The 26,255-nt window shown below is 74.1% G+C and carries 26 protein-coding genes; 15 read left to right on the forward strand and 11 right to left on the reverse strand.

All coding sequences use genetic code 11. The features are described 5' to 3' along the window. Positions 1-20 precede the first annotated feature (20 nt). From ACU436_RS18655 to ACU436_RS18665, 3 genes are all read left to right on the forward strand, one after another. Complete coding sequence (locus tag ACU436_RS18655; RefSeq protein WP_459026897.1) at positions 21-935, forward strand: aldo/keto reductase; 915 nt, start codon at positions 21-23, stop codon at positions 933-935. 78 nt (positions 936-1,013) lie between these two features. Further along, positions 1,014-1,487: a 2,4'-dihydroxyacetophenone dioxygenase family protein gene (locus ACU436_RS18660; protein WP_459026899.1), complete on the forward strand. Its 474-nt coding sequence runs from the start codon at positions 1,014-1,016 to the stop codon at positions 1,485-1,487. Positions 1,488-1,531: 44 nt separating this feature from the next. Further along, on the forward strand, positions 1,532-2,161 hold the full coding sequence (locus ACU436_RS18665) for a TetR/AcrR family transcriptional regulator (protein WP_459026901.1): 630 nt from the start codon (positions 1,532-1,534) through the stop codon (positions 2,159-2,161). Between the two features lie 340 nt (positions 2,162-2,501). Here the strand turns inward: ACU436_RS18665 and ACU436_RS18670 are convergent, their stop codons facing one another. Continuing rightward, positions 2,502-2,918: a nuclear transport factor 2 family protein gene (locus tag ACU436_RS18670; protein ID WP_459026903.1), complete on the reverse strand. Its 417-nt coding sequence runs from the start codon at positions 2,916-2,918 to the stop codon at positions 2,502-2,504. A gap of 60 nt (positions 2,919-2,978) precedes the next feature. Between ACU436_RS18670 and ACU436_RS18675 the strand changes: the two genes are divergently transcribed. After that, a complete protein-coding gene (locus ACU436_RS18675) occupies positions 2,979-4,559 on the forward strand; it encodes a phytoene desaturase family protein (protein ID WP_459026905.1) in 1,581 nt (526 codons plus the stop codon). Between the two features lie 7 nt (positions 4,560-4,566). Here the strand turns inward: ACU436_RS18675 and ACU436_RS18680 are convergent, their stop codons facing one another. Continuing rightward, positions 4,567-5,733, reverse strand: coding sequence for an FAD-dependent oxidoreductase (locus ACU436_RS18680; RefSeq protein ID WP_459026907.1), 1,167 nt, complete (start codon positions 5,731-5,733; stop codon positions 4,567-4,569). Positions 5,734-5,840: 107 nt separating this feature from the next. Here ACU436_RS18680 and ACU436_RS18685 point away from each other — a divergent pair, with 107 nt between their 5' ends. Further along, complete coding sequence (locus ACU436_RS18685) at positions 5,841-6,569, forward strand: TetR/AcrR family transcriptional regulator (RefSeq protein WP_459026909.1); 729 nt, start codon at positions 5,841-5,843, stop codon at positions 6,567-6,569. A 46-nt stretch (positions 6,570-6,615) separates the two neighbouring features. On the opposite strand, the gene ACU436_RS18690 is transcribed toward ACU436_RS18685, so the two are convergent. From ACU436_RS18690 to ACU436_RS18700, 3 genes are all read right to left on the reverse strand, one after another. Continuing rightward, a complete protein-coding gene (locus tag ACU436_RS18690) occupies positions 6,616-8,223 on the reverse strand; it encodes a hypothetical protein (protein WP_459026911.1) in 1,608 nt (535 codons plus the stop codon). 358 nt (positions 8,224-8,581) lie between these two features. Beyond that, positions 8,582-9,364 carry a YqjF family protein gene (locus ACU436_RS18695; RefSeq protein WP_459026913.1) on the reverse strand — a complete coding sequence of 261 codons (783 nt, stop codon included), beginning with the start codon at positions 9,362-9,364 and terminating at the stop codon, positions 8,582-8,584. Between the two features lie 34 nt (positions 9,365-9,398). Then, complete coding sequence (locus ACU436_RS18700; protein WP_459026914.1) at positions 9,399-10,265, reverse strand: SDR family NAD(P)-dependent oxidoreductase; 867 nt, start codon at positions 10,263-10,265, stop codon at positions 9,399-9,401. Between the two features lie 99 nt (positions 10,266-10,364). On the opposite strand from ACU436_RS18700, the gene ACU436_RS18705 reads away from it, so the two are divergent. From ACU436_RS18705 to ACU436_RS18745, 9 genes are all read left to right on the forward strand, one after another. After that, entirely contained in the window at positions 10,365-10,901 is a 537-nt protein-coding gene (locus tag ACU436_RS18705; RefSeq protein ID WP_459026915.1) for a PadR family transcriptional regulator, read from the forward strand. After that, positions 10,862-11,629, forward strand: coding sequence for an SDR family oxidoreductase (locus ACU436_RS18710; RefSeq protein ID WP_459026917.1), 768 nt, complete (start codon positions 10,862-10,864; stop codon positions 11,627-11,629). The genes ACU436_RS18705 and ACU436_RS18710 overlap by 40 nt, the downstream gene beginning before the upstream one ends. Before the next feature lie 102 nt (positions 11,630-11,731). Then, the gene (locus tag ACU436_RS18715) at positions 11,732-12,211 is read left to right on the forward strand and encodes a MarR family winged helix-turn-helix transcriptional regulator (RefSeq protein ID WP_459026919.1); all 480 of its coding nucleotides are present in this window, start codon (positions 11,732-11,734) and stop codon (positions 12,209-12,211) included. A 63-nt stretch (positions 12,212-12,274) separates the two neighbouring features. Beyond that, the gene (locus ACU436_RS18720) at positions 12,275-14,920 is read left to right on the forward strand and encodes an MFS transporter (RefSeq protein ID WP_459026921.1); all 2,646 of its coding nucleotides are present in this window, start codon (positions 12,275-12,277) and stop codon (positions 14,918-14,920) included. Between the two features lie 112 nt (positions 14,921-15,032). Next, positions 15,033-15,839: a YceI family protein gene (locus ACU436_RS18725; protein WP_459026922.1), complete on the forward strand. Its 807-nt coding sequence runs from the start codon at positions 15,033-15,035 to the stop codon at positions 15,837-15,839. Between the two features lie 182 nt (positions 15,840-16,021). Beyond that, a complete protein-coding gene (locus tag ACU436_RS18730) occupies positions 16,022-16,303 on the forward strand; it encodes an SRPBCC domain-containing protein (protein WP_459026924.1) in 282 nt (93 codons plus the stop codon). Between the two features lie 174 nt (positions 16,304-16,477). Beyond that, positions 16,478-16,609, forward strand: a complete 132-nt coding sequence (locus tag ACU436_RS18735) for a hypothetical protein (protein WP_459026925.1) — start codon at positions 16,478-16,480, stop codon at positions 16,607-16,609. Positions 16,610-16,615: 6 nt separating this feature from the next. Next, positions 16,616-17,062 carry a universal stress protein gene (locus tag ACU436_RS18740; protein WP_459026927.1) on the forward strand — a complete coding sequence of 149 codons (447 nt, stop codon included), beginning with the start codon at positions 16,616-16,618 and terminating at the stop codon, positions 17,060-17,062. A gap of 246 nt (positions 17,063-17,308) precedes the next feature. Further along, a complete protein-coding gene (locus tag ACU436_RS18745) occupies positions 17,309-18,490 on the forward strand; it encodes a trypsin-like peptidase domain-containing protein (RefSeq protein ID WP_459026929.1) in 1,182 nt (393 codons plus the stop codon). Between the two features lie 133 nt (positions 18,491-18,623). Here the strand turns inward: ACU436_RS18745 and ACU436_RS18750 are convergent, their stop codons facing one another. Continuing rightward, positions 18,624-20,009, reverse strand: coding sequence for an MFS transporter (locus tag ACU436_RS18750; protein ID WP_459026931.1), 1,386 nt, complete (start codon positions 20,007-20,009; stop codon positions 18,624-18,626). An 89-nt stretch (positions 20,010-20,098) separates the two neighbouring features. Between ACU436_RS18750 and ACU436_RS18755 the strand changes: the two genes are divergently transcribed. Further along, the gene (locus ACU436_RS18755) at positions 20,099-20,578 is read left to right on the forward strand and encodes a MarR family winged helix-turn-helix transcriptional regulator (protein ID WP_459026933.1); all 480 of its coding nucleotides are present in this window, start codon (positions 20,099-20,101) and stop codon (positions 20,576-20,578) included. 386 nt (positions 20,579-20,964) lie between these two features. On the opposite strand, the gene ACU436_RS18760 is transcribed toward ACU436_RS18755, so the two are convergent. From ACU436_RS18760 to ACU436_RS18780, 5 genes are read right to left on the reverse strand one after another with little or no spacing between them, the layout of a single operon-like run. Continuing rightward, on the reverse strand, positions 20,965-22,716 hold the full coding sequence (locus ACU436_RS18760; RefSeq protein ID WP_459026935.1) for a TIM barrel protein: 1,752 nt from the start codon (positions 22,714-22,716) through the stop codon (positions 20,965-20,967). After that, complete coding sequence (locus tag ACU436_RS18765; RefSeq protein ID WP_459026937.1) at positions 22,713-23,357, reverse strand: nitroreductase family protein; 645 nt, start codon at positions 23,355-23,357, stop codon at positions 22,713-22,715. The genes ACU436_RS18760 and ACU436_RS18765 overlap by 4 nt, the downstream gene beginning before the upstream one ends. After that, a complete protein-coding gene (locus ACU436_RS18770) occupies positions 23,354-24,625 on the reverse strand; it encodes an MFS transporter (protein WP_459026939.1) in 1,272 nt (423 codons plus the stop codon). The genes ACU436_RS18765 and ACU436_RS18770 overlap by 4 nt, the downstream gene beginning before the upstream one ends. Beyond that, a complete protein-coding gene (locus ACU436_RS18775; RefSeq protein ID WP_459026941.1) occupies positions 24,622-25,434 on the reverse strand; it encodes an alpha/beta fold hydrolase in 813 nt (270 codons plus the stop codon). The genes ACU436_RS18770 and ACU436_RS18775 overlap by 4 nt, the downstream gene beginning before the upstream one ends. An 11-nt stretch (positions 25,435-25,445) precedes the next feature. Then, positions 25,446-26,210, reverse strand: a complete 765-nt coding sequence (locus ACU436_RS18780; RefSeq protein ID WP_459026943.1) for an SDR family NAD(P)-dependent oxidoreductase — start codon at positions 26,208-26,210, stop codon at positions 25,446-25,448. Positions 26,211-26,255: the final 45 nt, after the last annotated feature.

Raw genomic sequence — 26,255 nt, forward strand, 5'->3', positions numbered from 1 at the left:
ACGAGGACGGGAACTTCTCGATGTCATCCTCCACCGTCACGCGCCCCGGTGGCTCCGGCCGCCTCGCCGGTCGCACTGTGTCCCGCATCGGCTACGGCGCGATGCGGCTCGAACGCCTGCACGGCGACCGCGGTGCGGCCGTCGGGCTGCTCCGCCGCGCCGTCGAGCTCGGCGTCGACCACGTCGACACCGCGGAGTTCTACGGGAACGGCTTCGTCAACGGGGTCATCCGCGACGCGCTCCGGCCCGGGGACGGCGTGATCGTCGTGAGCAAGGTCGGGGCCGACCCCGACCCCGGCGCCCCCCGCCCGATCCGTCCCGCGCAACGGCCCGAGCAGCTCCGGGCGAGCGTCGAGGACAACCTCAGGAGCCTCGGTGCGGACCGGGTCCCGGTCGTGAACCTCCGGCGGCTCGACGCCGGCCCGGGGCTCCGGGCCGAGGGCGACCAGGTGGTCGACCTCGACGACCAGCTCGCGGTGCTGACGGCCATGCGCGACGAGGGCAAGATCGGTGCGATCGGGCTGAGCGGCGTGGCGCTCGACGGGCTGCGCCGGGCGATCCCGGCGGGCATCGTCTGCGTGCAGAACGCCTACAGCCTCGTGGCGCGCGACGACGAGGACGTGCTCGCGCTGTGCGTCGCCGAGGGGATCGCGTGGGTGCCGTTCTTCCCGCTGGGCGGCGCGTTCCCGGGCATGCCGCAGGTCGCCGACGAGCCCGCGGTGCAGGACGCCGCACGATCCATGGGCTGCACCCCGGCGCAGGTCGGCCTCGCCTGGCTGCTCCGGCACGCCCCGAACGTGCTGCTCATCCCCGGCACCGCGGACGCGGGCCACCTCGACGCGAACCTCGCTGCCGGCGCGATCACGTTCGACGACGCCGTGCTCGCCGTGCTCGACGCCGTCCCGTCGCGCTCGTCGGACGTGCCGCTGGGCTGACCGCACCATCAGCGACGCGGATGCCGGCATCCGCGAAGCGCGATTCACGCTGCGCCCGTCCGGAGGTACAACGGGGCGATGAGTGACCTCGCGAGCGAGCACGCGGCGGACTTCCTGGTCCAGTCGGCCGACCTGCCCTGGGTGCCGCAGGGCTCGAACAACGTCTGGTTCAAGCCGATCCGGATCAATCTCGAGAAGGGCAGCTGGGTCAACCTGCTGAAGGTGGCCAGGAGCGGCGTCGTGAACCGGCACCGCCACCTCGCCGAGGTGGAGGGCTGGGTGCTGCAGGGCAGGTGGCACTACATCGAGCACGACTGGCAGGCCGCGCCCGGCGCCTATGTCTTCGAGCCGCCCGGGGACGTCCACACCCTGGTGGCCGACGTCGAGGACGAGTCGCACCCGATGCTCACGCTGTTCTCCATCCACGGCCCGATCGAGTACATGGACGCCGACGGGAACCTGGCCTACGTCGAGACGGCCGAGACGAAGCTGAAGCGCTACACGGACTACTGCAAGGAGGCCGGGATCGAGCCGGCGGAGATCGTCTTCTGACGTCGTCGCTTGCGTAGTGAGGACTCACTACGTATCGTGGGGTCATGCCTTCCGATGACACCCCACGCCGGCGCGCACCCCGGCAGAGCCTCGACGAGCGCCGCGCGATGATCGTCCAGGCCACGATCCCGCTGCTGGTCGAGATCGGGCCGACCGTCACGACCCTGCAGGTCGCCCGCGCGGCCGGGATCAGCGAGCCGACGATCTTCCGCGCGTTCGCGGACAAGAACGAGCTGCTGGCCGCCTGCCTGACCGAGATCACCGATCCCCGGCACGTGATCGACGAGCTCGACGCGATCGATCCCGGCTCGCCGTTGCGGGACCGCCTGGTCGCGCTCATCGAGGTCATCCGGGCGCAGGGGGAGCGCACCGGTGCGGTCGTCAACGCGGTCAGCCTGGCGGGCACGGCGCGGCCGCGAAGGGAGGACATGCCCGACGAGGAGCGGGCCCGCCTGTCCGAGCGCCGGACCGCGTCCTGGACGCAGTTGCGGGCCGCCGTGGCCGCCGTGCTCGAACCCGACGCGGCCGAGCTGCGCATGCCCGCGCCGGACATCGCCGCGCTGGTGCTCTCGATCGTGATGTCCCTCGGGCGGGGTGGCGGCTGGGGCGCGGGCGACGCGGGCGTCACGACGGACGGTCTCGTCGACCTCCTGCTCCATGGCATCACGGCATAGCGTGTCGCGGGCATGATCGGGACTTCGATGCGGCGCCACCGGAGGCGGTCTCTCCGTGATCAGGTGTGGCTGGGCGCCCTCGGGTGGGCGCTGCGGCGAATCTCGGTCCGATCATGACGCGTTGATCGTTGCGAGATCCCACCCGGCGCCCTCCCGAGGCGGCGAACCAGAACAAGCTGCGTGAACGCGCGCGAGACCACGGCGAGACGGGGGAAGCAGACTGCGACCGGCCGGGCCCGGCGCGCCCACCGCAGCGGCAACACCCTCCATACGCCGTGGATGCACCGATGGGCTGATGCTCAGGGAGATCGCCTGGAACCTGATCCGAAGGATGCCGGCGTCAGGTGGCGTCGAACGCCCGTGCCACGGCGAGGCTGTCCTCGTAGACGTGGTAGCGGGTGACCCGCCCGGCCACCACCGTCACGTGGAGCGCGAACGCGGCGACGTAGCTGCGGCCGGTCGGTTTCGCGGTGTGGGCGATCTCGCCCAGCACCACCGCGTCCGCGCCGTCGACGAGCACCACGTGGACGCGCGCGTCGCTCTCCCCCGGCACGTGGTGCTCGCCGATCTCCCGGAAGTTGTCGGCGGCGTCGGCCCTCGTGCTGCGGTGGCGGATCCACGGCACGGTCCGCGTGTAGTCGCCGTCGGGCCAGTCGAGCTTCCAGTCCACCTCGTCGGCGAACAGCGGCGCGATCCGTTCCGGGTCGCCCGCCGCGATGCGGCGCAGGAGCTCGTCGACGGTCTGTCGGGTGTTCACTCCGACGAGCCTGGCGGCCGGTTGCGGCACGATCCATGACCTCCCGGGTAAAAGGGGCACATGGAGATCGTCGACGCGGTCGTGATCGGCGGCGGGCACCACGGCCTCGTCGCCGCCGCGGTGCTCGCGGACGCCGGCTGGGACGTGTGCCTGCTCGAGGGCGCCGACGTGCTCGGCGGCGCCGTCCGCTCCGCCGAGCTGCACCCGGGGTTCACGGCCGACCTGTTCAGCGCGTTCTACCCGCTCACGGCGGGGTCGCCGGTGCTGCGCGCCCTCGAGCTCGCCGGGCACGGGCTGGCGTGGTCGCACGCCCCCGCCGTCCTCGCCCACCCGGCGCGCCCGGACGGCGCCCCCGCGGCGGTCATGCACCGGGACCGCGAGCGCACCGCCGCCGCGCTCCAGGCGCGTGACGGCGAGGCGTGGCTGCGGCTGTGCGCGCAGTGGGACGCGGTCGGTGACGGGGTGCTCCGGTCGGTCTTCACCGCGTTCCCGCCGGTGCGCGGGCCGTGGGGGCTGCTGCGCCGCATCGGAACGGCGGACGCCCTGCGGCTCGCCCGCTTCCTCGCCCTGCCGGTCCGGCGGATGGGGGAGGAGCTCTTCGCCGGGGAGCCCGCGCGGCTGCTGCTCGCCGGCAACGGCGGGCACGCCGACATCCCGCCGGACGCGCCCGGCAGCGGCGTGTTCGGGTGGCTGCTCGCGATGCTGGGCCAGCAGCACGGCTTCCCCGTGCCGGTGGGTGGGGCGGGGGAGCTCGCCGCGGCGCTCGCCCGGCGGGCCACCGCGGCGGGGGCCGCGCTGCACACGGGGGAGCGGGTCGAGCGGATCGACGTGCGCGGCGGCCGGGCCGTGGCCGTGCACTGCGCCACCGGCCGCACCGTGCGGGCCCGCCGTGCCGTGATCGCCGACGTCTCGGCGCCCGCGCTGTACCGCGACCTGCTGCCGGCCGCCGCGGTGCCGCCCCGGCTGCGCTCCGACCTCGACCGCTTCGCCTGGGACACCCCGACCGTCAAGGTCAACTGGGCGCTGCGCGCGCCGATCCCGTGGGGCAACCCGGGCGTGGCCGGCGCCGGCACGGTGCACCTGGGCGCCGACGAGCGGGGCCTCGCACGGTGGGCGGGCGACATCGAGTCGGGCACCCTCCCGGCCACGCCGTTCATGCTCCTCGGGCAGATGACCACGGCCGACTCCTCCCGATCCCCGGCCGGCACCGAGAGCGCCTGGGCCTACACCCACCTGCCCCGCGGGGTCGCCGACGACGGCCGCGCGGACGAGCTGGCCGACCGGGTCGACGAGGTCGTCGAGGAGTTCGCTCCCGGCTTCGGGGACCAGGTGCTGCACCGGATGGTCCAGCGGCCGCGGGACCTTCACGCGGCCGACGCGAACCTCGCGCACGGCGCGGTCGGCGGCGGCACCGCCCAGCTGTTCCAGCAGCTCGTGTTCCGCCCGGTGCCGGGGCTCGGCCGGTCGGAGACGGTGGTCGAGGGCCTGTACCTCGGTAGCGCGGCGGCGCATCCCGGCGGCGGCGTGCACGGGGTGTGCGGCTGGCTCGCCGCCCGGGCCGCGCTCGCCGACCACGGGCTGCTCGGCGGGCTCCGCCGCCGCGTGACCTCGGCGGCGCTGGAGCTGATCTACCGGGACTGAGGCGAACTCATCCCTGCCCGGCCGAGGTGCCCGCAACGCCCATCCGGCCGAAGAACTCGACCATCCCCCGGGGGGAGTCGTCGGCGAAGCACAGGTCGAGCCCGCGGGCGGACCGCCGGGCCGCGTCGGCGGCGCGCGGGAACATCGCCGTCTCGTACCGGTGCAGCGCTGCCTCGACGTCGGTGCCGTGCTCGATCAGCGCCAGCGCCAGTTCGCAGCCGTCGAGCATCGCGGCGTTCGCGCCCTCGCCCGCGAACGGCGACATCAGGTGCGCGGCGTCGCCGATCAGGGTCACGCCCGGGGTGCGCGGCCACGAGTGGCCGGTGGGCAGGGCGTAGATCCGGCGGGGAGTGATGTCGTCGTCGCAGTGGCGGACCAGGTCGGTCAGCGCGGGGGTCCAGTCGGCGAACTCCGCCAGCACGGCGGCGCGGCCCGCGGCCGCGTCCGACCAGTCGATGCCGCGGGTGTCGAGCCAGTCCTCGGCGGCCCGCAGCATGGCTCCCAGATGCAGGTCGTGGCCCCCGTGCCCGCCGAGGTTCTTGTTGTCCGACAGGGCGAACAGGCTTCCGGCGCCGACCAGGGCGGCCGAGGCGGGCACCCTCGTCGGCGCATCGGTGACGTGGAACTCGACGTAGCTGATCCCGGCGTACTCCGGGGAGGCGCCGGAGAGCAGGGGGCGGACCCGGGACCAGGCGCCATCGGCCCCGATCAGCAGATCGGCGGTCCGGCGCGAGCCGTTGGCGAAACCCAGCTCGTAGCGTCCGTCGTCCAGGCGGCGGGCCCGGCTGAGCTTGTGGTCCCAGACGACCCGTCCCGGGTGGAGCGAATCCAGCAGCAGGGTGCGCAGCTCCGTCCGGTCGATCTCCGGTCTGCCCGAACCGCCCTCGGCGTCCTGGTCGATGAAGACGGTGCCCGCCTTGTCCATCACGCGCATGGCCTCCGCCTGCGGCCGGGTGAGCCGGCGGAACTGCTCGTGCAGTCCCGCTTCGCGCAGTGCCAGCTGGCCGGACTCGGCGTGCAGGTCGAGCAGGCCGCCCTGCCTCCGCGCGTCGGCGGTGGCGTCGAGTTCGTAGACGGTGCAGGCGATGTCGTGCTGCTGCAGGATCCGGGCCAGCACCAGCCCGCTGAGGCCGCCGCCGACGACGGCGATGGACCGGGGGAGCGAAGCGGGCATGCCGACACCTCGAATGCGGTCGATGGGACGCGTACAGTGTATGCGTCTAGACGTGTACACCGTATGTGTCCCATAGGATGCGCGCAACCCACGCGAGGAGCGCCGTCGTGACCGACGAACCACCGCCCGTCATCTGGGCACGTCTTTCCGGCCAGGGCCGTGGGCCGGTGCGCACCCTCGACCACGTGGCCATCACCGCGGCCGCGATCGCCCTGGCCGACGAGGACGGGGTCGACGCCGTCTCGATGCGCAAGATCGCGGAGCGGATGGACCACAGCCCGATGGCGCTCTACCGGCACGTCGGCAGCAAGGACGACCTGACCGAGCTGATGTACGACGCCGTGCTGGGCGAGCTGGACCTGGCCGGGATCCCGTCCGGGGACTGGCGGGCCGACATCGCCCGGCTGGCCCGGCAGATGCGCCGGCTCCACCACGCCCACCCCTGGATCGCCCGGTTCGGGCACCGGCCGTCACTCGGGCCGAACTCCCGACGATTCCTCGAAGCCGGCCTGGCCTGCGTGGACGGGCTCGGCCTCGACATCGACGCGATGATGGACCTCCTGTCCACCGCCGTGGCGTTCACCCGGGGATTCGTCGCGCAGGAACTGGGGGAGGTCGAAGCGCAGCGGCGCACCGGCCTGGACTTCGCCGCCTACCAGCGCCAGACCGGGCCGTACATCACGCAGTTGCTGCAGGACGGCCGGCTCCCCTACCTGCGGCGGGTGATCCTCGAAGCCGAGGACGCCCCCGATCCGGACGAGGTGTTCGAACGTCGCCTGGCGATGGTGCTGGACGGGCTGGCCGCCGGTCCCGGTATGCCCGCACGACCCGGGTAGCTCCGCGACGGAGGCGCCTGCGATGAGGAGGGTGCCCCTGCGGGGATCAGCTGTCGTCGTCGCCGGCGCCGCTCTCGCTCTCGCCGGCGCCGCTCTCGCTCTCGGCGTTGCCGCTGCCTTCCTCGCTCTTGCTGTCGCTGCTCTCGCTCTCGCTGCTGGCGTCGTCGCTGTCACTGCTGGCGTCGCTAGTGCTGGTGTCGTCGTCGCTGTCGTCGCTGTCGTCGCTGCGGTGCCGGCCGGGCTGCTCGGTGCCGTTGTCGTCGGTCTCGGCGGAGGTGTCGTCGCTGCGGTCGGTGTCTCCGTCGGAGGAGCCGTCGGTCGCCTCGCCGGTGTCGGCCGTGTCGGCGGTGTCGTCCTCGTCCGACCGGTCGCCGCCGAGCAGAGCGGAGCTCACGTCGTCGACGGTGTCGGTGACCGTGTCGGTGGCTTTCGAACCGAGTTCGGCGACCGGGTCCGTGGGGTCGTCGGCGTCCTTGCTGTCCGGATCGCCGAGCTCCACGGACGGCACGGCGACGGCCGGGAGCGCCACGCCGGGGAGGTCGATCTCGGCGGGGCCGAGGTCGACGTCGGGTGGGTCGATCTCGGTGGCGGAGATCTGGACTCCGGGGAGGGCGACCTCGGGCGGCGCGTCGGCGGAGAGCGCGAGGCGGGCCCCGGAGAGCTCGACGTCGGGCGTGGTGACGGCCGCCCCGGACGTCGCGACCGGGCCGACGCGGGCGCCGGAGGCGGCGACGTCGGGCGTCCGGACCTCGGCGGGTGTGGTGGACACCGCCACCTTCCCCGGTGCGGCGGCCACGTGCGCCGATGGTGGGAGGACCGCGCCCGGCCCGGCCGTCACCGCGGGCGTGCGGAGCGGGCCCACGGCGGGCAGTTCGGCGCCTGTCGCCGGGAGGTGCACGGGCGGCGTCGCCGCCGCGAGGGCGGTACCGCCGGCCGGCGCGGGTCCGGCCCCGCCGGGCGCGTAGGCGGACGGACCGTTGCCGGCCTGCCCGCCAGGGGGGAGGCCGGAGCCGGGAGCGGCGCTCCCGCCGGGGGAGGCGCCCGGCGGGAGCGTCCACGACCATGTCCCGCCCGGTGGGGTGCCGGCTCCACCGGGCGGGACGGTCCCGGGCTCGGGCTCGACGGCGGGGCCGGTGGGCCGCCCCGTCGGTGCCCTGCCCGGAGTCAGGGGGCGCTGAGGGGTGTAGTTGCGGTCGACCGCGGCCGGCTGCGTGGTGTTGCCGCCGAGGGCGGCGCCGTCCATCTCGGACGGGATCCCCTCGGCGAACAGCTGCTGCACGGCGGCGAACACCGGCTGCTCCGGACCCGTGCCGGCGGGGAGCTCCGGCGTGCCCGCGAAGGGCAGTGGGATGCCGCGGTCCGGTCCCGGCGTCGAGCGGCTCGCGGCGTCCTCGACCACCGACGGTCCGAGCACGGCCGTGGCCGCGAACAGGGCGCCGGCCGCGACCGCCACCTTGCGGACGTTCCGCCGGGGCGGCTCGGGCGGCGGCTGCGCGACCCGGGCGTGCCCGCGCGGCAGCAGCGGCCGGTCGGCCACGTGGGGGCCGCGGCCCTCGCGGCGCCGCAGCGCCGCGACCGACACCGCCCCTGCCGGCCCCGTCGGGCGCGGGGGAGGCGCGGGCACGCCCGTGTGCCGGGCGAGCAGCTCGGCCACGCTGATCGTCTCGGCTCTTCTGGAGCGCGGGCGGTGTGAGCTGGTGGGTCGTTCCACAGGTCACGTCTTCCGGGTGGTGTTCGTGCGGGTCCTGATCGAGGGGGGCGTTTCGTTCCTACCCGGGACCCGCCGCGGACGGCCAGACGCTGTTCGCCCGCTCATCGTTCGTCACCTGAACAGCCGTGACGGCCCGTCTCCCGCCACCGAACGTCCGGGACCTACCACCCACCGATGTGGACGCCGGGACCTCGTGCTGATCGACGGTCCTGATCAGGCCGAACGGAGCAGCGTCGGTGACGCTCACGAGCAGCGACCGCGCTGCTACCCGCTGCACCGGTGTGACCGTGGGTAACGGTTCTCACCCGGACGGCGCTGCCCGGTCGGCCCACCCGCGTTCGGGCAGGTGGCCGACGCGTGGGGTCGCGGGTACCGGCCGTCCGAACGTCGCGGCCACCCCGTCGCTGAAGACGACGTGGTCCGGTGGGCGCCGCGCGAGGTCGCCGAGGCCGGCCGCGGCGATCAGCTCGTCGTCCAGCTCCCGCACCTCCGCCCGCTGCAGCGGCCAGGCGACGTGCGTGGTGGGCAGGTACCAGGTGCGGCCGAGGCGGGCGACGTGCAGGCCCCAGCGGGCGGTGAGGAACCGCTCCAGCGGACCGTCGACCGCGGGCCCGACCGGTGCGACGGTGACCCGGCTGCGGACCGGCGGACCCGGCCGGCGCAGCCGGGCGGAGTAGCCGCGCAGCGCGCCGGCACGGCCGAACCGCATGCCGGCCCACCGGTACGGCAGCCCGAACACGGCGCGGCCCGCGGCCACGGCCGGCCGGCTCTCCGCGGCCATGCACCCGAAGACGACGCCCCGCCGGCCTGCGGGGTCCACGGAGTACAGCCGCACGTTCGTCTCGAGGAACGTGCCCCACGGCACCGGCGGCCCGCCCGCGACGGCCGTTCCGACCAGTCGGAACGGGATCAGCCCGACGTACGTGCGCCCTTCGAGCACGTCCGGTTCCAGCCCGGCCGGGAGCAGGTGCCGCACCGCGTCCGGGGGGACCGCCCAGTGCAGGAAGGCCACGTCGAGCCAGCGTTGCGAGAGCAGGTGCGGCCGTGGCAGCGGTGGCGGGTCCGGCTCGATCGGTGCTTCCACGCCCCCATCGTCCCGCGCACCGACCGGATCTCGTTCAGGCGCTGACGGGAGGGGCGGTTGTCGCCCCGGCGCGCAGGGGCAGGCCGAGCGCGCCGGCGACCGCCCGCTCGCGCAGCCCGGCCGGCAGGCCGGCGAGCAGCGCGACGCCGCGCGCGTCGGCCCCGGTGTAGTACCGGCGTCGCGGCCGCGCTGCGTCGACGGCCCGCACCACGACCTGCGCGGCCTTGGTGACCGACCCGAGCCGTTGCCGTGCCGCGGCGGACTCGACCGCGTCGAGCTGGCTGCGGTAGAGCGCCAGCGCGTGCGGGTCGGCGCCGTGCAGGGCGGCGCGCGCCGCGGTGGCGGCCTTGGTGAAGATCTCGGTCTCCAGCGCGCCGGGCTCCACGACGACGACCCGGATGCCCCACGGCGCGAGCTCGATCCGCGCCGCGTCGGACAGCGATTCGAGCGCGGCCTTGCTGGCCGACAGCGGGCCGAGGAAGGGGAACGCCACCTGCGCGCTGGGGGCGCCGATGTTGACGACTCGGCCCCGCGCCGTGCGCAACAGCGGCAGGAACGCCCTGGTGACGCGCGCGGGACCGATGACGTTGACGTCGAACTGCCGCCGCCACTCCTCGGCGGGAAGCAGCTCCTGCGGGCCCTGCACGATCAGGCCGGCGTTGTTGATCACGGCGTGCAGGCCCGCGGGCTCGGCGGCGGCCACTGTTTCGGCGGCGGCGGCCACGCCGGCCTCGTCGGTGACGTCGAGCGTCACGGTGTGCACGCCGGGGGTGTCGAGCTGCGGCGGTGGCGCGTGGCGGACGCCCGCATGGACGCGGTAGCCCTTCGCCGCGAGCGCCTGCGTCGTGGCCAGTCCGAGGCCGGCGCCCGCCCCGGTGATGAGCACTGCCTTGCCCGCCATCCCGTCACCCCTCCATGTACACATGTAACTTTGAACATGTCGGACGGTACAGCTCGCGGTGGACCTGTCAAGGTCCGACCGTCCCGTAGGCTCGCCGCCATGTCGCTCCGCTACGGCGTGCTCGGGTTGCTCGCCGGCGAGCCCGCCAGCGGCTACGACCTGGCCCGGCGCTTCGAGGAGGCGCTCGGCAGCATCTGGCCCGCGAAGCACCCGCAGATCTACGGCGAGCTCACCCGGCTCGCGGACGAGGGCATGATCGAGGTCGCGGCGGAGGGGCCGCGGCGGCGGAAGGTCTACCGCGTCACCGAGGCCGGTCTCGCCGACATCCGGCAGTGGCTGGCCACGGCCGACGTCGACCACACCGTGCGCCTGGAACCCCTGCTGAGGTCGTTCTTCTTCTGGTTGCTCCCGCCCGAGGACCTGCAGCGGCACCTCGCGCGCGAAGCGGAGTACTACCGCGAGACGGCGCTGCGCTACCGCGGCTACGCCGCCGCGAAGGACCGGGGCGAGTTCGGCGACAGCCCGCAGACGATGTCGCTGCGGGTCGCGATCGAGGCTGGTGTCCGGCTGTACGAGGCGCTCGCCGACTGGGCGGAATGGGCGCAGGACGTCCCGCCCGCCGGGCCGCGCTCGTGAACCGGCAGGTGCTGCTCGTCTCCGGAGGCACCCGGGGGATCGGAGCCGCCGTCGCGCGGGCGGCGCACGCGCGCGGGCACGCCCTGTGCGCCGCGTACGCGAGCGACGATGTGGCCGCCGGGCGGCTGCGCGCCGAACTCCCCGGGCTCGTGGCGGTCCGCGCGGACGTCGCCGATCCCGATTCCGTCGAGGCGCTCTTCGCCGCCGCGGAGGACGCGCTCGGCCCGGTCACCGCGCTGGTCAACAACGCCGGCGTGACCGGGCCGCTGGGCCCGTTCGTGGACGCGCCGGTCCCGACGCTGCGGCGGGTGCTCGACGTCAACGTCCTCGGCACGATGCTCTGCGCGCGGGAGGCGGTGCGCCGCTGGGCGGCGCGGGAGGTGGCGGGCCGGATGGTCAACGTGTCCTCGCGGGCGGCCACGTCCGGCTCGCCGGGCGAGTACGTGCACTACGCGGCCGCCAAGGCCGCCGTCGAGACGTTCACGGTCGGGCTGGCCAAGGAGGTCGCGGGGCAGGGGATCCGGGTCAACGGGGTGGCGCCCGGCACGACCCGCACCGGGATCCACGCGGCCGCGGGGGACCCCGGGCGTCCGGAGCGCGTGGCGCTCCGCGTGCCGATGGGGCGGGTCGGGGAGCCCGGGGAGATCGCCGCGGCGGTGCTGTGGCTGCTCTCCGACGAGGCCTCTTACGTCACGGGCGCGGTGCTGCGCGTCGACGGCGGGCTCTGAGCCGGGCGCCCGGGGGGCCGGTGGCCGACGACACACGAAATTCAGTTGTAGAGACCAACTAACCGCGTATATTTGTTGGTAGCAACCAACTTGGAGGCTCCCGTGATCAGCTCGGCCACCGCCGACGACCTGCTGGAGCTCCTGCGCACCATCATGCGGGTGGGCCGCCCGGCGCGGCTTCCCGAGTCGGAGGACATGCCCGGCTGGAAGTTCGCCGTGCTCGGCCTGCTCGCCAGGGAAGGGGAGCAGCGCCTCGGCCAGGTCGCCGCGCACCTCGAGGTCGACCCGTCGGTGGCCAGCCGCCAGGTGGCCGCGCTGGAGCAGCTCGGCCTCGTGACGCGCCGCCCCGACCCCGCGGACGGCCGGGCGCAGCTGCTCGCCGTCTCCCCGTCCGGGCTCGCCGCCCGCGCCGGGTACGTCGCCGAGCGGGCCCGGTGGGTGGCCGAGGCGCTCGACGGATGGGACGACACCGAGGTCGCCCAGCTGGTGACGCGGATGGACCAGCTGGTTGCCGACCTGCATTGCGCGGTGGCCGCCCACCACCGCCCGCCCGCGCGGGTGCCGGCCCGGCCGGCCTCCTGACCAGTACCACTTCACATCAGACGTGCCCGAGCAGAGACCCGAGCATCGGCCCGAGGAGAAGGATTGACCACCACAGCAGAGGAGACGCTGCCTGCCCAGGCCGCCGTCGCCCGGCAGCCGGCCGCAGCCGACAGCGGCCGGATGTCGCGCCGGCAGGTCCTGGAGGCGCTCTCCGGGATGCTGCTCGCGATGTTCACGGCGTTCCTGTCGTCGACGATCGTGTCGAACGCCCTGCCGACGATCATCACCGACCTGCACGGCACGCAGAGCCAGTACACCTGGGTGATCACGGCCACCCTGCTCGCCTCCACGGCCACCACGCCGATCTGGGGCAAGCTCGCCGACCTGTTCAGCAAGAAGCTGCTGGTGCAGCTGGCCACCACGATCTTCACCGTCGGTTCGGTCCTGGCGGGTTTCTCGTCGTCGGTCGGCGTCCTGATCGGCTGGCGGGTGCTGCAGGGCGTCGGCCTCGGTGGGCTGCAGGCCCTGATCATGATCGTGATGGCGGCGATGATCAGCCCCCGAGAGCGGGGCCGCTACACCGGCGTGATCTCCACCGTCATGTCGGTGGCTCCGGTCGCCGGGCCGCTGATCGGTGGCCTCATCGTCGACTCTGCGCTGGGCTGGCGCTGGTGCTTCTGGGTGGGCGCGCCGCTCGCCGTGGTCGCGCTGGTGGTGGTGCAGCGCACCCTCAACCTGCCGGTCGTCAAGCGCAAGGTCAGCATCGACTACATGGGCGCCGCGCTCGTCGCGGCCGGCGTGTCGACCCTGCTGATCTGGGTGACGCTCGCCGGCAACCAGTTCGCGTGGGACTCGACCACCTCGTTCGCACTCGCCGGGCTCGGCGCCGTGCTGATCGTGCTCTTCCTGATCGTGGAGTCGCGGGCCAAGGAGCCGATCATCCCGCTGCGCCTGTTCCGCGACCGCACCACCACGCTCGCCATCCTCGCGAGCATCGCGGTCGGCGTGGCCATGTTCGGCGGCGCGGTGTTCCTCGGCCAGTACTTCCAGATCGCGCGCGGCTACTCGCCGACCGTGGCCGGCCTGCTCACGTTGCCGATGATCCTCGGATCCATGATCGCGGCGACCGTCTCCGGCTCGCTCATCACCCGCTACGGCAAGTGGAAGATCTTCCTGGTCCTCGGCGCGAGCTCCCTGCTCGTCGGGTTCGGCCTGCTCTCCACGATCGACCACAGCACGAACCTCGTGCTGGTCGGGGTGTTCCTGTTCCTCCTCGGCTGCGGCATGGGCATGTCGATGCAGAACCTCGTGCTGGCCGTGCAGAACTCCGTGGCCGCGAGCGACCTCGGAGCCGCCAGCTCCACGGTCACGTTCTTCCGCTCCATGGGCGGCACGATCGGCGTGTCTGTGCTGGGCGCCGTGCTCGCGTCGCGAGTCGCCGAGCTGACCACCGAGGGCCTCGCCACCGCAGGCGTGCCCGCCCCCACGGGCGGCGCAGGCATCGGCAATCTCAACGAGCTGCCCGACGCCATCGCCACGATCGTCCGCGCGGCCTACGGCGACGGCACGGCGATGATCTTCATGGTCGCCGGCGTCCTCGCGATCGTCACCCTCATCGCCGTGCTGGCCATCCACGAGATCCCGCTGCGCACCGAGACCGGCATGGAGCGGGAGCGGGCCGAGGCCGGTGCCACCGCCGAGCACGCCGTCCCGAACGGCAGCGTCTCCCAGAACGGCAGCGTCTCCCAGAACGGCGCCTCCCCGAACGGCAACGGCGCGCGGGTGAACGGCAGCGCGTACGACTGGGAACGGACCGCCGCGACCAACGGCAACGGCCACCGGCCGCCGGAGGGCAAGCATGCCGCCGTCCCGGGCGTGGCCGCCCCGGACCCGGTGCCCGCCACCGAACGGCCGTCCCCCCGGCCGCGCCAGGTGCCGACCGGCCCGGGCGTCCACGGCACCGTCTCCCGCGGTGACGGCGCGGCCCTGAACGGGGCGGTCGTCACAGTCACCGACCAGAACGGGCGGCAGGAGGGCAACACGACCACCGGCCGCGACGGGACCTACCGCGTCACGCTGCCGGCCGGCGGCACGTACCTCGTCGTCGCCGCCTCCGGCGCGCTGGAGCCGCGCGCGGCGCTGGTGCCGGTGGCCGAGCAGCCCGTCCGCCACGACGTCGTGCTCTCGGGCAGCAGCGGCGTGCACGGCCTCGTCATCAGCACCGCCACCAGCGCCGACGGCCTCCCGGTCCCCGTGCCCACCGCGTCCGTCACGTTGATCGACGTGCAGGGCGCCGTCGCGGGTGCCACCTGCAGCGACGGTGGTGGCCGGTACCGCCTCCCCGGCGTGCCGGAGGGCCAGTACACGCTGGCCGCCACCGCGCCCGGGCACCCGCCGGTGGCGCTGAGCGTGCGGCTCACCGCGGGCCGGCACACCGAGCGCGACATCGCCCTGCCCGCTCGCGCCGTCCTGCGGGGCACCGTCCTCGCGACGGGCGCCGTCGTCGACCACGCCGTCGCCTCCCTCGTGGCCGCCGACGGCACCGTGGTCGCGTCCGCGATCACCGGGCCCGACGGCACGTTCGAGTTCGACGACCTGCCCGCCGGCACCTACACGCTCACCGCCCGCAGCTACGACCCCGTGGCGCAGGTGGTGCACGTGTCGGCCGGGACGGCGGCCACGGCGCTGGTCGAGCTGGTCCCGCCGGCCGTCGACGTCGACGTCGACGTCGAGCAGGTGCATCGGTGAGCGAGCTTGCGAGCGAATCAGTGTCACGGCGCCCGCGCGAAGCGCCGGCCGAGCCCCGGGGGACGGTAGCCGGCGGAGCCGGCGGGGCGGGTAAGCACAGCGAGGCCGAGCGATGAGCGGCGGGGCGGTGGCCGGCCGGTTGGCGACCCCCGACGGCCGGCCGATCGGTGGCGGCATGCTCACCGCGGTCGACGCCGTCGGCCGGCAGGCCGCCCGCACCGCGAGCGGCGACGACGGGCACTTCCTCGTCGACGGCCTGCCCGCGGGCGGCTACACGCTGGTGGTGGCCGCGCCCGGGCGGCAGCCGCGGGCCAGCACGGTGACGGTGGCCGACGACCGGATCACCCCGCTCGGCGTGCTGGAGCTGGCCCCGGAAGGCGGGATCGCGCTCCCGGCGCCGGGGACCTGGACGATCGATCCGCAGCACTCGAGCATCCGCGTGAGCGCGCTGCACCTGGGGATGAGCCGCATCCACGTCCGGCTGCGGCGCTTCGGTGGGCACATCGAGGTGGCCGACCCGTTCGAGGGCAGCTCGGTGGAGGCCACGATCGACCCGGCCGCCCTGGACTCCGACGAGCCGGACCGCGACGCGCACCTGCGCAGCGCCGACTTCCTCGACGTCGGCCGCTACCCGGAGATCCGCTACAAGAGCGAGGGGCTGCGGCGCATCGACGCCGAGCGCTTCACGCTCGACGGCGTGCTCACGCTGAAGGAGGTGAGCGCCGCCGTGCCGCTGCACGTCGTCTACGCCGGCACCGGCCCCGACCTCACCGGCGGCACGCGCGCGGCGTTCTCCGCCTCCACCGAGCTCACCCGCGACGACTTCGCGATCAGCTGGAACCAGCCGCTGCTGGCCGGCACGCTGGCCGTCGGCAGGACCCTGCGTGTGGAGATCGACATCCAGGCCTGGCGCGCTTAGCGCTCCAGCCGGAGCGGTCGAGACAAGTCCATGATCGCCGCAAATGGTGTGAGGACGACAAATCTGTCGCCCTCACACCACTCCTGGCGATCACCACACCGCACACCCAAGACCCCGAGTCGTCCGTGTAGGTCGTCGTCGCCGATGTCGATCTGCGCGTGGGCGGCCGCTGACGGTACGTCATGGTCGCGGACGGCAACGAGGTCGCGTTCCACGGCGAGTACCGCGAGGTCGTCCCCGGCGAGCGGTTCGTGTGCACCGAGGTCTACGAGGGCGCCCCGGAGGGGGAGCCGGCGCTCTGCACCTACACGCTCACCGAGGAGGGCGGGCGCACCACGCTCGCCCTGCTCACCGAGATGGCTTCCAAGGAGGACCGGGACGCGTTGCTGGCGTCGGGCATGGAGGCCGGCGTGCAGGCCGGCTACGACCTCCTCGAGCAGCTCGCGGTCTCGCTGTCCGGGTAGCGGGCCCACGGACGCGTGCCGGTGGCCACCTTCAGCGTGGCTGAGCTGTCGGCCGGCACGGTCCGGCGTCGTCGACCAGGCCCGAACCCGCTCGAATGGCGGCGCGCGGATCCTGATCGGAATCCGCATGTGCGTGTCACGCCGCTGATCTCGGGTAGCCCCTGGGTACGACCCGTGAGCGAGAGCGGCGGGAGCGAGTTGCACGTGGCCGACACGGTGGTGGCGTCGCTCGGGAAGGCGGAGGACCGGCCGCGGTTCGTCCGGTCCCGGCACGAGGAGATGGCGACGTCCGGCCGCGGGAGGTGAGGGCACATGACAGCCGAGGAACTCGCCGTCGGGGTCGACGGCACGCCCGAGGGCGTCGCGGCACTGCGCTGGGCCGTGAACCAGGCGCGGGCGACGGGGGCGCGGGTGCGGGCGATCGCGGTGATCGAGCCGCCGCTGCCGGTTGCGGGGGGCCCGGAGGTCGGCGCGGCGTTCATCGCGCAGCCCGTGCTCGACGACGAGCAGCTCGACGCCGCCGCCCGGGCCTGGCTGGCCGAGGCGATCGAGGCGCTGCCGGCCGACGTCCGGCAGATGGTGGACCAGCAGGTGCGGCGCGGCGACGCGGCCACCGAACTGCTGGAGGCGGCGCGCGCCGCCGACCTGCTGGTGCTGGGCAACCACGGACGGGGCGGCCTCGCGGGCGTGATCGCCGGATCGGTCGCTCAGCGTTGCGCCCACCACGTCACCTGTCCCCTCGTTCTCGTCCCCGTGTGAGGTCCGTATGAGGTGTGTGCCGCGATCGGGTGCGCAGGGCCGCAGGCCGATCACGAATATCGCAGAAGTCGTGCACCAATGGCTGACGGCGGGCACACTCGTGGGCATCAACGAGGACATGAACGACGGGGCGAGCAGCTCCCGGCGCCGGGTGTGGACGAAGGTTCGCCGGGGGGTGGACGCCGCCGATCGAAGGCCGGGGAGCGCTCGTCCCACCATGTACGAGCCCATGGGGGGAACTGAAGCGTGAGATCCGTTCCGAGGGTGTCCACGGGGGCACTGGCCAGACGACTGTCGGGACTGGCCGTGGCGCTGGCCGTCGTCACGGTGTCGCTGGTCGGCGGGGCCACCGCGGCACGGGCCGACGAGCCGGCGCCGCCGCCGCCGTTGAACGGCCTCATCGACCCGGGCATGCTGGAGTCGGTCCAGCAGTCGATCGTCGGCCTGGTCATCACCTGGGAGGAGCCGCAGGACCCGTTCGCGCTCGCCCCCGCGCCCGCACCGGCGGCGCCCGGTGACGACCTGCCGGTCATGACGATCTGCACCGGCTGGTTCGACTCCCCGACCACGATCGTCACCGCGGGTCACTGCGTCGACCCGGAGGAGGGGCGGCGCGCGCTCGACAACCGCGCCGGGCCGGCGATCGACCCGACCACGGGCCTGCCCCAGCCCAGCCAGCCCTCGTCCCAGGAGCCGAAGCGCACGGTGTGGGCCTTCCAGCCGCGAGAGCTGGAGGGCGCCGTCATCACGGCGCCGGTCATCGTCCGGGTCGACAGCTTCCGCAAGGCGGACGAGGGCGACACCGCCAAGCTCGAGATGTACGGCATGCCGTCGGCGAAGCCGCTGCCGGTCGCCCCGGCGGAGCCGCAGCTCGGGGAGACCGTGACGTCGATCGGCTTCCCGGGGATCAACATCGACGAGACCGACGGCGTCGACATCAACGGGCTGACGAGCGGTGGCAAGACACCCGCCGAGGTGCTGCAGGACTCCCGGCTCCAGCCGGTGAACACCAGCGGCACGATCACGGCCCGGCAGTTCCGCCAGGGCGTCGCCGTCTACCAGATCAACGCCGACCTCGCGGAGGGCATCTCCGGCGGGCCCACGATCAACGCCCGCGGCGAGGTCCTCGGCATCAACAGCCAGATGACCGTGCCGTTCATCGGGCAGAACTTCAACGTCATCACCGACACCGGGATGCTGCGGGACTTCCTGGGGCAGGGCGGTGCCCAACCGGTTGCCGCCCCGCAGGGTGAGCCCAGCCAGGTCGCGATCGAGAACACCGCGGGCGGGAGCGGGCAGGCCGCGCCGTGGACGGTCGCCGTGGCGCTGATCGGCGGGGCGATCGTGGGCGCGATCCTGATGTGGCTCTTCGTCCGCCCGAGGAGCGCGTCGGCGCGATCCGGTCCGGCGGGAGAGCCCGAGGAGTAGTTCCGACCTCGGCGCGCGGCATTTCCCCTTGCAGCAAAGCCACTTTCACGCAACCACGTTGCATGAGAGTGGCTTTGCGGCAATCGGCGCCTTCGTCTTCCCGGCGGCTCCGCGTACCGCGGGGCAGGCTCTGCTACCAGCGGCCGCGCTGGTTCGGTATCCGTGCTGCCAGGGCGCCGGCGCCTCCCATCACCACCGCGAGGGCGAAGAAGGCGACGGTGTTGGCCGCCGCCGGGTCGGCGGCCGCGGAGCTCGCCGCGGTGACCACCGAGACCGCGATGATCGCGCCGGCCTGCCGGAACAGCACCCGCAGGCCCGAGACGGCCGCCGCCTGCTCCGGCACGAGGTGCATGCCGGCGTTGGCGGAGGACGGGGAGGCGAAGCCCATGCCGAGCCCCATCACCCCGGCGCCGAGGGAGAGCCAGAGCGCGGGGCCGCTGTGCAGGGGCGGCAGCGCGATGAGCACCAGCGCGACGGTGATCGCGGCCATCCCGGCGAGCAGGAGCGGCCGGTGCCCGAGCCTGCGGAGCAGGCTGACCGCCACGGCGGACACCACGATCATGAAGACGGCGCGGACCGTCAGCAGGCCGCCGGAGGCGATGGGGGACATGTCGTAGCGGATCTGCGCGTAGTGCGGCAGCAGCGCCGAGAACCCGATCACGGCGGCACCGAACAGGACGTTCATCAGGTTCATGACGCCCAGGGAGTGACCGGTCAGCAGCCGCGGCGGGATGATCGGGTCGGGGTGGCGGTGCAGGTGGCGCAGCAGGAACCGGCCGGCCACGAGCGCGATGGCGCCGGCGACGACGACCGAGGCCGGTCCGGTCCAGCCCTCGCCGAACGACCCGACCCGGGTGATCGCGACCATCCCGGACAGCAGGAGCGCGGTGAGCCATCCGACGCCGACGAGGTCGACGCCGCTCATGGACGTGCGCGGGGTCTCCCGGATCAGGGCGCGCCCGAGGCAGACCAGCAGGATCCCGACCGGCACGTTGAGGAAGAAGATCTCCCGCCAGGACGCGAACGTGAGGATGAGCCCGCCGGCGAGCGGGCCGAGGACCGCGCCGATGGGGAAGGCGGTGCTGAAGAGCGCGATGGCGCGGTCGCGGTCCTTGCCGAACTCGGCCGAGACGATCGAGGTGGCCACCGGGAGCAGGACGCCGCCGGCGAGGCCTTGCAGGAACCGGCCGATGATCAGTTCCACCGTGCCGGACGAGAGCCCGCACAGCACGGACATCACCGTGAAGGCGGCGACGGCCACGAGGTACACGCGCCGGGCGCCGAACCGGTCGCCCAGCGGCCCCGCGAAGGGCAGGATCAGGATCTGGCCGACCGAGTAGATCGTGATCGTCCAGCCCATCCAGGCCAGGCTCGCCCCGAGGTCGCTCTGCATCGCCGAGAGCGCCGTGGCCACCGAGGTCTGGTCGATGGCGTGCATCAGCATGGCGAGCACGACGGTGCCGAACACCAGCCAGCGGACGAGGGGTCTGCGCGGCGCGGCATCGACGGTGGTGGACACCGGGCCCCTTCCCCCTAGTTGCCTATCGGCAAGCAATTTAACCACGGGTGGTGACCACATGGCATCGCCCGTCCTGGTTTCATGGGCGGATGCAGGGCGCAGATGCTGCCGCGGGCTTCGACACCGACGCCGCCACGCGGCTGCGTCGCGTGATCAGCAAGCTGGCCCGTTCGATGAACGAGTCCGCGTCGAGCGAGGAGCTCACCCCCACCCAGGCGTCGGTGCTCGGCGTGGTCGTCGCGCGCGGCCCCATCCGGATCTCCGCGGTGGCCGAGCTGGAGGGCGTCAACCCGACGATGCTCTCCCGCGTGATGGGCGTGCTCGAGCAGAAGGGCCTGATCGAGCGCTCCTCGGCCACGTCGGACCAGCGCGGTGTGGTGGCCGAGGCCACCGTCGAGGGACGCGACAAGAGCAAACGGATCCTCGAACGCCGCACCGCGATCCTGCTCGCGGTCGTCGAGCGGCTCCCCGAGGAGACCGCGGCCGCGCTGCTGGGCGCCCTGCCGGCGCTGGAGGAGCTGACGGCTGCCTTCTCGGAGCTCAGGCCCACCCTCGCCCGGGGCGGCTGACCGGCCGCGTGGTGATCGGTCGGATCAGAACACATGAGCTGCACCCGTGCAGCTCATGTCCCTCATCCGCTGATCAGGGCATGTGGGCGACGGCCGCGTGGCGGCGCTGTCTTGAGGGCCTCCGGTGGCGCCGCGCATCGTGCGGGGCCGCCCCTCGTCCGTCAAGGGCGCTGCGCGTCGCTGCGCGATCGCTTCGCGACCCTTGACAGACGAGCCTCTGCGGCCCCTCCGGGCGGCTTCGCGGGCAGGCCGGGGCCTGCCCGGTGGGCGCGCGGCGCCACCGGAGGCTGGTCTGGCGAGCATGATCGAGGCGCACGCGCGCCGGGGTCGCCGATCAAGGGGAAATGGTGGTCGAAAGATCTTTGGGAGCAACCATGTGCCCTTGATCACCGCTGCGCGGCCGCCGTTCGACCAGGTTCGGTGTCCAGGTCGACCCGGAAGATCTCGAACGTCGCCACCGGGTGCGGGCCGCCCATCTCCGAGAAGTGGGCGTTCAGGGCGTACACGGCGCCGTCGCGCAGCGCCGCCGTCGTCGTGGTCGCCTCCGGCGTGGTGGGGTGGCGCCGGGTCACCCGGGCCGACGCCCAGCCGTCGTCGCTGCGCAGCTCCAGCACGGCGGGGTGGAACGGCGCGGGGGTCACGACGGCGCCGTCGGGGAGGAGCAGGAGCCCATCGGCCGCCAGGGGTTCGGACAGGCGCACCTCCGTCGGCCGCTGCGGCGCGTCGAGCGGCACGCGGTAGAGCGTGCGGGCGCTCGCCATCGAGACGAGCAGGTGGTTGCTCGGCAGGTACTCGATCCCGTTCAGCCCGATCCCCTCGCCGACCAGGCGCGGGTCCTCGACGAAGACGCTCGCCCGCCCCTCCGGCGTGACCTTGTAGATCACCGGGGAGAGGCTGTCGGTGACGTAGGCGTTCCCGGCCGGGTCGACGGCGACGTCGTTCGCGAGGTGCCGGCCCCGCGGGTGCACCGCCGCCAGGTCGACGAGGTGGAGCCGGCGTCCGCCGGCGAGGTCGTGGATCGCCAGCTTCGCCTCGCCCGTCGCCTCCGGGTCCCCGACGGCGGCGAAGTCCGCGCCCGCCACGAGGAGCCGGTCGCGGGCGGTGTCGATGTGGAGGCCGAGGGAGCTGGTGATCCCGTCCGCCGCGGCGAACGGCTCGAGGGAACCGTCGTCGTGCACGGCCGTGACCGTTCCGCGGGTGGCCGAGCTCACGAGGAACCGGCCGCGTGCCGCGTCCCACTCGATGCCCTCCGGGTGGAGGCCGGGATCGTGGACGAGCACCTCCTCGGGCAGGCACTCCGGTGGCTCCCACCCGGGAGCCCCGCAGGCGGCCAGGACGTGCGCGTTGTGGCGCAGGGTCGCCAGCGGGTCCCGTTCGGTGCTGAGGTCCTCCAGCGACACCCAGCCCGCGTAGCCGATCTCCTCCAGGTGCCCGAGGACCCCCGCGACGTCGACCGCGCCGTCGTCGAGCGGGCTCCACCGGGGCCCGCCGCCGGGGGAGACCCGCGCGTTCTTGAGGTGGACGTGGTGCAGGTACGGCCCGAGGAGCTCGGTGGCGATCCGCCGGTCCTCGTAGCCCTCGACGACCAGGTTCCCCACGTCGTAGATCACGCCGACGTGCGCGGGGTCGAAGTGCACGACCGCACGGTGGGCGAGCGACGCGCTGGGGAAGATCGTGTTCTGGTGGAGCTCGACGACGATGCGCACGCCGCGGCGGGCGGCCCGGGCCTGCGCCTCGTCGAGGAAGCCGAGGGCCTGCGCGAACAGCGAGCGATAGCCCGGCCCGCCCGGGCGGAGGCGCGGGCCCTGCAACCGGACCTGCGGTGCCCCGGCGGCCACGGCGACGTCCAGCACCCGGTCGAGCGTCGTGACGTCGCCGGTCTGCACGTAGGGCGTGAGCCCGACGACCGCGAGCCCGGCGTCGGCGCACAGCCGGGCGGCGCGGGCGCCGTCGGCGGGGTCGAGCGCCAGCGTGCAGCGGTTGCCGAGCAGGAACGTCTCGGCCGTGCTTCCCCGGGCGTGCGGCGCCTCACCGACCTTCCATTCCAGCCCCCGGTAGCCGGCGGTCGCGGCGTGCGCGACGGCCTCCTCGGGGGTGAGGGTGGGCAGGGCGACCGTCGCGTACGAGTAGCGGATCACCAGCGCTCCCAGTGCAGGACGTCGGCGACGGGCACGCGGGGGCCGGGCCGGAACCCGGTGCCGACGGTGTGCGCGACGGGGGTGAGCGCCACCTGCATCACGCGCTCGTGGTCGATGCCGAGGAGCTCCGCGGCCTCGCGTTCGTGGTGCAGGTGTGAGGTGGTCCAGCAGGTGCCCAGGCCGTGCAGGCGGGCCGCGAGCATGAAGCTCCACGTCGCCGGGAGGATCGACCCCCACGTCCCAGCCTGCTCGACGACCGGCGTGCCCTCGGTCCGGCCGGAGACGCACGGGACGACGAGCGCCGGCATGCGGTGCAGGTTGCGGTAGAGGTGGTCGACGCCGTCGAAGACCTTGTCCATGGTGCCGGGTTTCGCGTACGCGCGGCGGGCGTCCTCCTCGGGGATCGGGGTGCTGCCGACCCGCGTGCCCCGCCGCCAGATGTCCGCGAGCGCGGCCTTGCGGTCGGGCTCGGTCACCACGACGAAGCTCCAGCGTTGCCGGTTGCGCCCGGTCGGGGCCTGCACGGCGATCTCGACGCAGGCCTCGATGAGAGCGGGGTCGACGGGCCGGTCGAGGTCGAGGCGCCTGCGCACGGCGCGGGTCGTGGTGAGGAGCTCGGGCGCGGTGAGGTCGAGCGTCATCGGGCCACCACCGCGTCGCGCTCGGGGTCGGCGACGGTGCTGAACAGCAGCCCGGCGACGACGAGCAGCCCGCCGCACATGAGGAAGGCGGTCGTGTAGCCGGCGCCGGGCGACGAGGTCGAGTCGAGGATCATGCCGGTGACCAGCGGGCTCACGATGCCGGCGCAGCTGCCGGCCGCGATCAGCGCGGCGAGCGCCCCGGCCCGCTTCGCGGCGGGCGCGATCTCGGCGATCATCGGCAGCGTCACGGTGTTGACGGTGACGGAGAACCCGTAGCCGAGCACCAGCACCGCTATGGCGACCACGGTGGACGATACCCACGGCAGCACGCAGAGCAGCGCGCCGGACGCGGCCAGCACGAGCCCGCCGACCACGCCCCGGACCGTGCGGGAACCGACCCCGCGGCGCAGCATCCGGTCCCCGATCGCCCCCATCCCGAGCAGCGCGACGATCCCCATGGCGCTCGGCAGCGCGTACAGCAGCCCCGACTCGGTGGCCGTGAAGCCGAGGCCGTTCTCGAAGTACGACGGCAGCCAGGTGAACACGACGGCGGCCAGCGCTCCCTGGGCGAAGTAGGCGAACGCGGCGACGAGGAACGTGCGGCTGCGCAGCAGGCGGGTCCAGCGCGTGGGCGCCGGCGCGTCGACGGGCGTGGACCCGGCGGCGAACGGCCCCATCCGGCCCACGGCGTACCAGATCACCGTCCACACCAGCGCGAGCACGCCGACCGTCAGGAACCCGCTGCGCCAGCCGTGGGCGACGACGACCACGGTCAGCACCGGCAGTAGCGCGACCTTCGCGACCGAGGACCCGGCCGTGATCAGCGATGCCGGGAGCCCGCGCCGCTCGTTCGGGAACCACGAGTACGCGACCGTGTGCAGCAGCGGCACGACCGGGCCCTCGGCCGCGCCGACGACGAGCCTGCTCGCGACGAGCGCCACGGCGGTGGTGGCGAGAACGGCGGGCGCCTGGCCTGCGGCCCAGAGCACGCCCGAGACCAGCAGGAGCAGGCGGGGCGAGACGCGGTTGGCGAGCGTCCCGAGCCCGAGGCAGGCGATGAGCTGCAGGACATTCGACGCGCTGCCGAGCGCCCCGAACGCGGTGGACGACAGGCCGAGCTCGTCCCGGACCGGGTTGGCCACGATGCCGATCAGCGCCTTGTCGAGGAAGACCACCACGACGGCGCCGACGACGGCGGCCGTGACCGTCCACGCCCGCGCGCTGCTGTGGACCGGTGGTGCGAGGGTGCGATCACCGTTGACCGTCATTCGGGTCCTCCTTCGAGGTCGGCGAGCCACTGGCCGGCCTCGTCGCCGACCAGCTGCGGGTGTTCCTGGTGGATCCAGTGGCCGGCGCCGGGGACGTCGACCACGCGGGACGCGGGGTGCCGCAGGAGCGACCGTTCGAGCGCGGCGCGCGCCGGGTCGCGGTGGAACGCGAGCACCGGCCGGCGCCTGCGGGCGAGCAGCTCGTCGGCGGCGGGGCGGAACCGGATGGAGCTCGGTGCGGAGAGGTTCGCGCGCATGCTGCGGGCCACGACGAACGGCGGCACCCGCGCGAGCGTCCGCTGGTGCCATTCGCGCAGGTGCGGGGCGGCCGTGCGCGCGTCCGGGCCGGTGGCGACGAGCCGGGCGACGTCGCGGACGACGGCCTCCGGGTCGTCCTGCTCGGCGATCGGGCGCAGCCGTTCCCGTTCCTGCGGGTCGCCGCCGTAGTCGGGGTCGACGAGGACGAGGGCGTGCACGAGGTCCGGGTGCTCGACGGCCAGCCGGGACGCGAGCGACGCGCCCATCGAGTGGGCGACGACGACAGCGGGCCCCAGGTCGAGTGCGGTGATCACCGAGGCGAGGTCGGCGGCGAGCTCCGCCGCGTCGTACCGGGAGTCCGGGGCGGAGCTGTTCCCGTGGCCGCGCAGGTCGGGCGCCACCACGCGGCGGGCCCGGCGCAGGGCGGGGAGCAGGTGGATCCACGTGTCGGAGCTGTCGAGCCAGCCGTGCACGAGCAGCGCCGGCCGGCCGGGTCCGCCCGGTTCGTCGGTGTGGTGGAGCCGCGCGTCGGGCAGCTGCAGGAAGGCCATCGCCGGTTCCCTCAGGGCCTCGGCGCGAGCTGCGCGCCGCCGGACACGTGCAGCACCTCGCCGGTGATGAACCGGGCCTGGTCGGACGCGAGGAACGCCACCGCGTTCGCGACGTCCTCGGGGGTCGCCAGGCGCGGGATCGCGGCCATCGCCCGGTGGCGTTCCACGATCGCGTCGAACTCGGCGTCGCTGCGGCCGCTGCGCGTGAACGGGGTGACGACCATGCTGGGTGCGACCGCGTTCACCGTGATGTCGTGGGGGCCGAGCTCGACGGCGAGCGCCCGGGTGAGCCCCACCAGGCCCGCCTTCGACGCCGCGTACGCCGCGGGGCCGCCGGAGAGCCAGGTCCGGGAGCCGATGTTGACGATCGCGCCGCCGCCCACGGCCAGCAGGTCCGCGCTCGCGTGGCACAGCAGCGCGGGCGCCCAGAGGTTGACGGCGACGACCTGGTCCCAGTCGGCGCGCATCCCGGCGAAACCGCCGCGGGCGTTGCGCCCCGCCGCGTTGACGAGCTGGTCGAGGCGGCCGAACCGGGAGCCGATCTCGTCGACCAGCTGCTCGACGTCGTTCTCGTCGGTGACGTCCACCTCGCGGCCGACGGCGGGACGGCCGGTCCCGGTCCGGATCCGCTCGGCCTGCCGCTCGGCCTCGTCGCCGTCGGTGTCGACCAGGACGACGGTCGCGCCGTCGCGGGCGAGCCGCAGGCCGCACGCGGCGCCGAGCGCACCGGCGCCGCCCGTGACCACGGCGACCCGCTCGTTAGAACAACCAGGCATAGACGAAGTACAGGTCGTGCCGACTGTGCTGTCCAGGTCCTGCTC

Source organism: Pseudonocardia wallangbongensis, from assembly GCF_054486945.1.

Excerpts from the sequence above, each read along its gene's own strand:
- ACU436_RS18680 (WP_459026907.1), bottom strand. The coding sequence starts at position 5,733 with ATGCCCGCTTCGCTCCCCCGGTCCATCGCCGTCGTCGGCGGCGGCCTC.
- ACU436_RS18710 (WP_459026917.1), top strand. The coding sequence starts at position 10,862 with ATGGGCGCAGGACGTCCCGCCCGCCGGGCCGCGCTCGTGAACCGGCAG.
- ACU436_RS18730 (WP_459026924.1), top strand. The coding sequence starts at position 16,022 with ATGGTCGCGGACGGCAACGAGGTCGCGTTCCACGGCGAGTACCGCGAG.
- ACU436_RS18770 (WP_459026939.1), bottom strand. The coding sequence starts at position 24,625 with ATGACGGTCAACGGTGATCGCACCCTCGCACCACCGGTCCACAGCAGC.
- ACU436_RS18780 (WP_459026943.1), bottom strand. The coding sequence starts at position 26,210 with ATGCCTGGTTGTTCTAACGAGCGGGTCGCCGTGGTCACGGGCGGCGCC.
- ACU436_RS18705 (WP_459026915.1), top strand. The coding sequence starts at position 10,365 with ATGTCGCTCCGCTACGGCGTGCTCGGGTTGCTCGCCGGCGAGCCCGCC.
- ACU436_RS18755 (WP_459026933.1), top strand. The coding sequence starts at position 20,099 with ATGCAGGGCGCAGATGCTGCCGCGGGCTTCGACACCGACGCCGCCACG.
- ACU436_RS18775 (WP_459026941.1), bottom strand. The coding sequence starts at position 25,434 with ATGGCCTTCCTGCAGCTGCCCGACGCGCGGCTCCACCACACCGACGAA.
- ACU436_RS18675 (WP_459026905.1), top strand. The coding sequence starts at position 2,979 with ATGGAGATCGTCGACGCGGTCGTGATCGGCGGCGGGCACCACGGCCTC.
- ACU436_RS18665 (WP_459026901.1), top strand. The coding sequence starts at position 1,532 with ATGCCTTCCGATGACACCCCACGCCGGCGCGCACCCCGGCAGAGCCTC.
- ACU436_RS18660 (WP_459026899.1), top strand. The coding sequence starts at position 1,014 with ATGAGTGACCTCGCGAGCGAGCACGCGGCGGACTTCCTGGTCCAGTCG.
- ACU436_RS18700 (WP_459026914.1), bottom strand. The coding sequence starts at position 10,265 with ATGGCGGGCAAGGCAGTGCTCATCACCGGGGCGGGCGCCGGCCTCGGA.
- ACU436_RS18765 (WP_459026937.1), bottom strand. The coding sequence starts at position 23,357 with ATGACGCTCGACCTCACCGCGCCCGAGCTCCTCACCACGACCCGCGCC.
- ACU436_RS18725 (WP_459026922.1), top strand. The coding sequence starts at position 15,033 with ATGAGCGGCGGGGCGGTGGCCGGCCGGTTGGCGACCCCCGACGGCCGG.
- ACU436_RS18740 (WP_459026927.1), top strand. The coding sequence starts at position 16,616 with ATGACAGCCGAGGAACTCGCCGTCGGGGTCGACGGCACGCCCGAGGGC.
- ACU436_RS18655 (WP_459026897.1), top strand. The coding sequence starts at position 21 with ATGTCATCCTCCACCGTCACGCGCCCCGGTGGCTCCGGCCGCCTCGCC.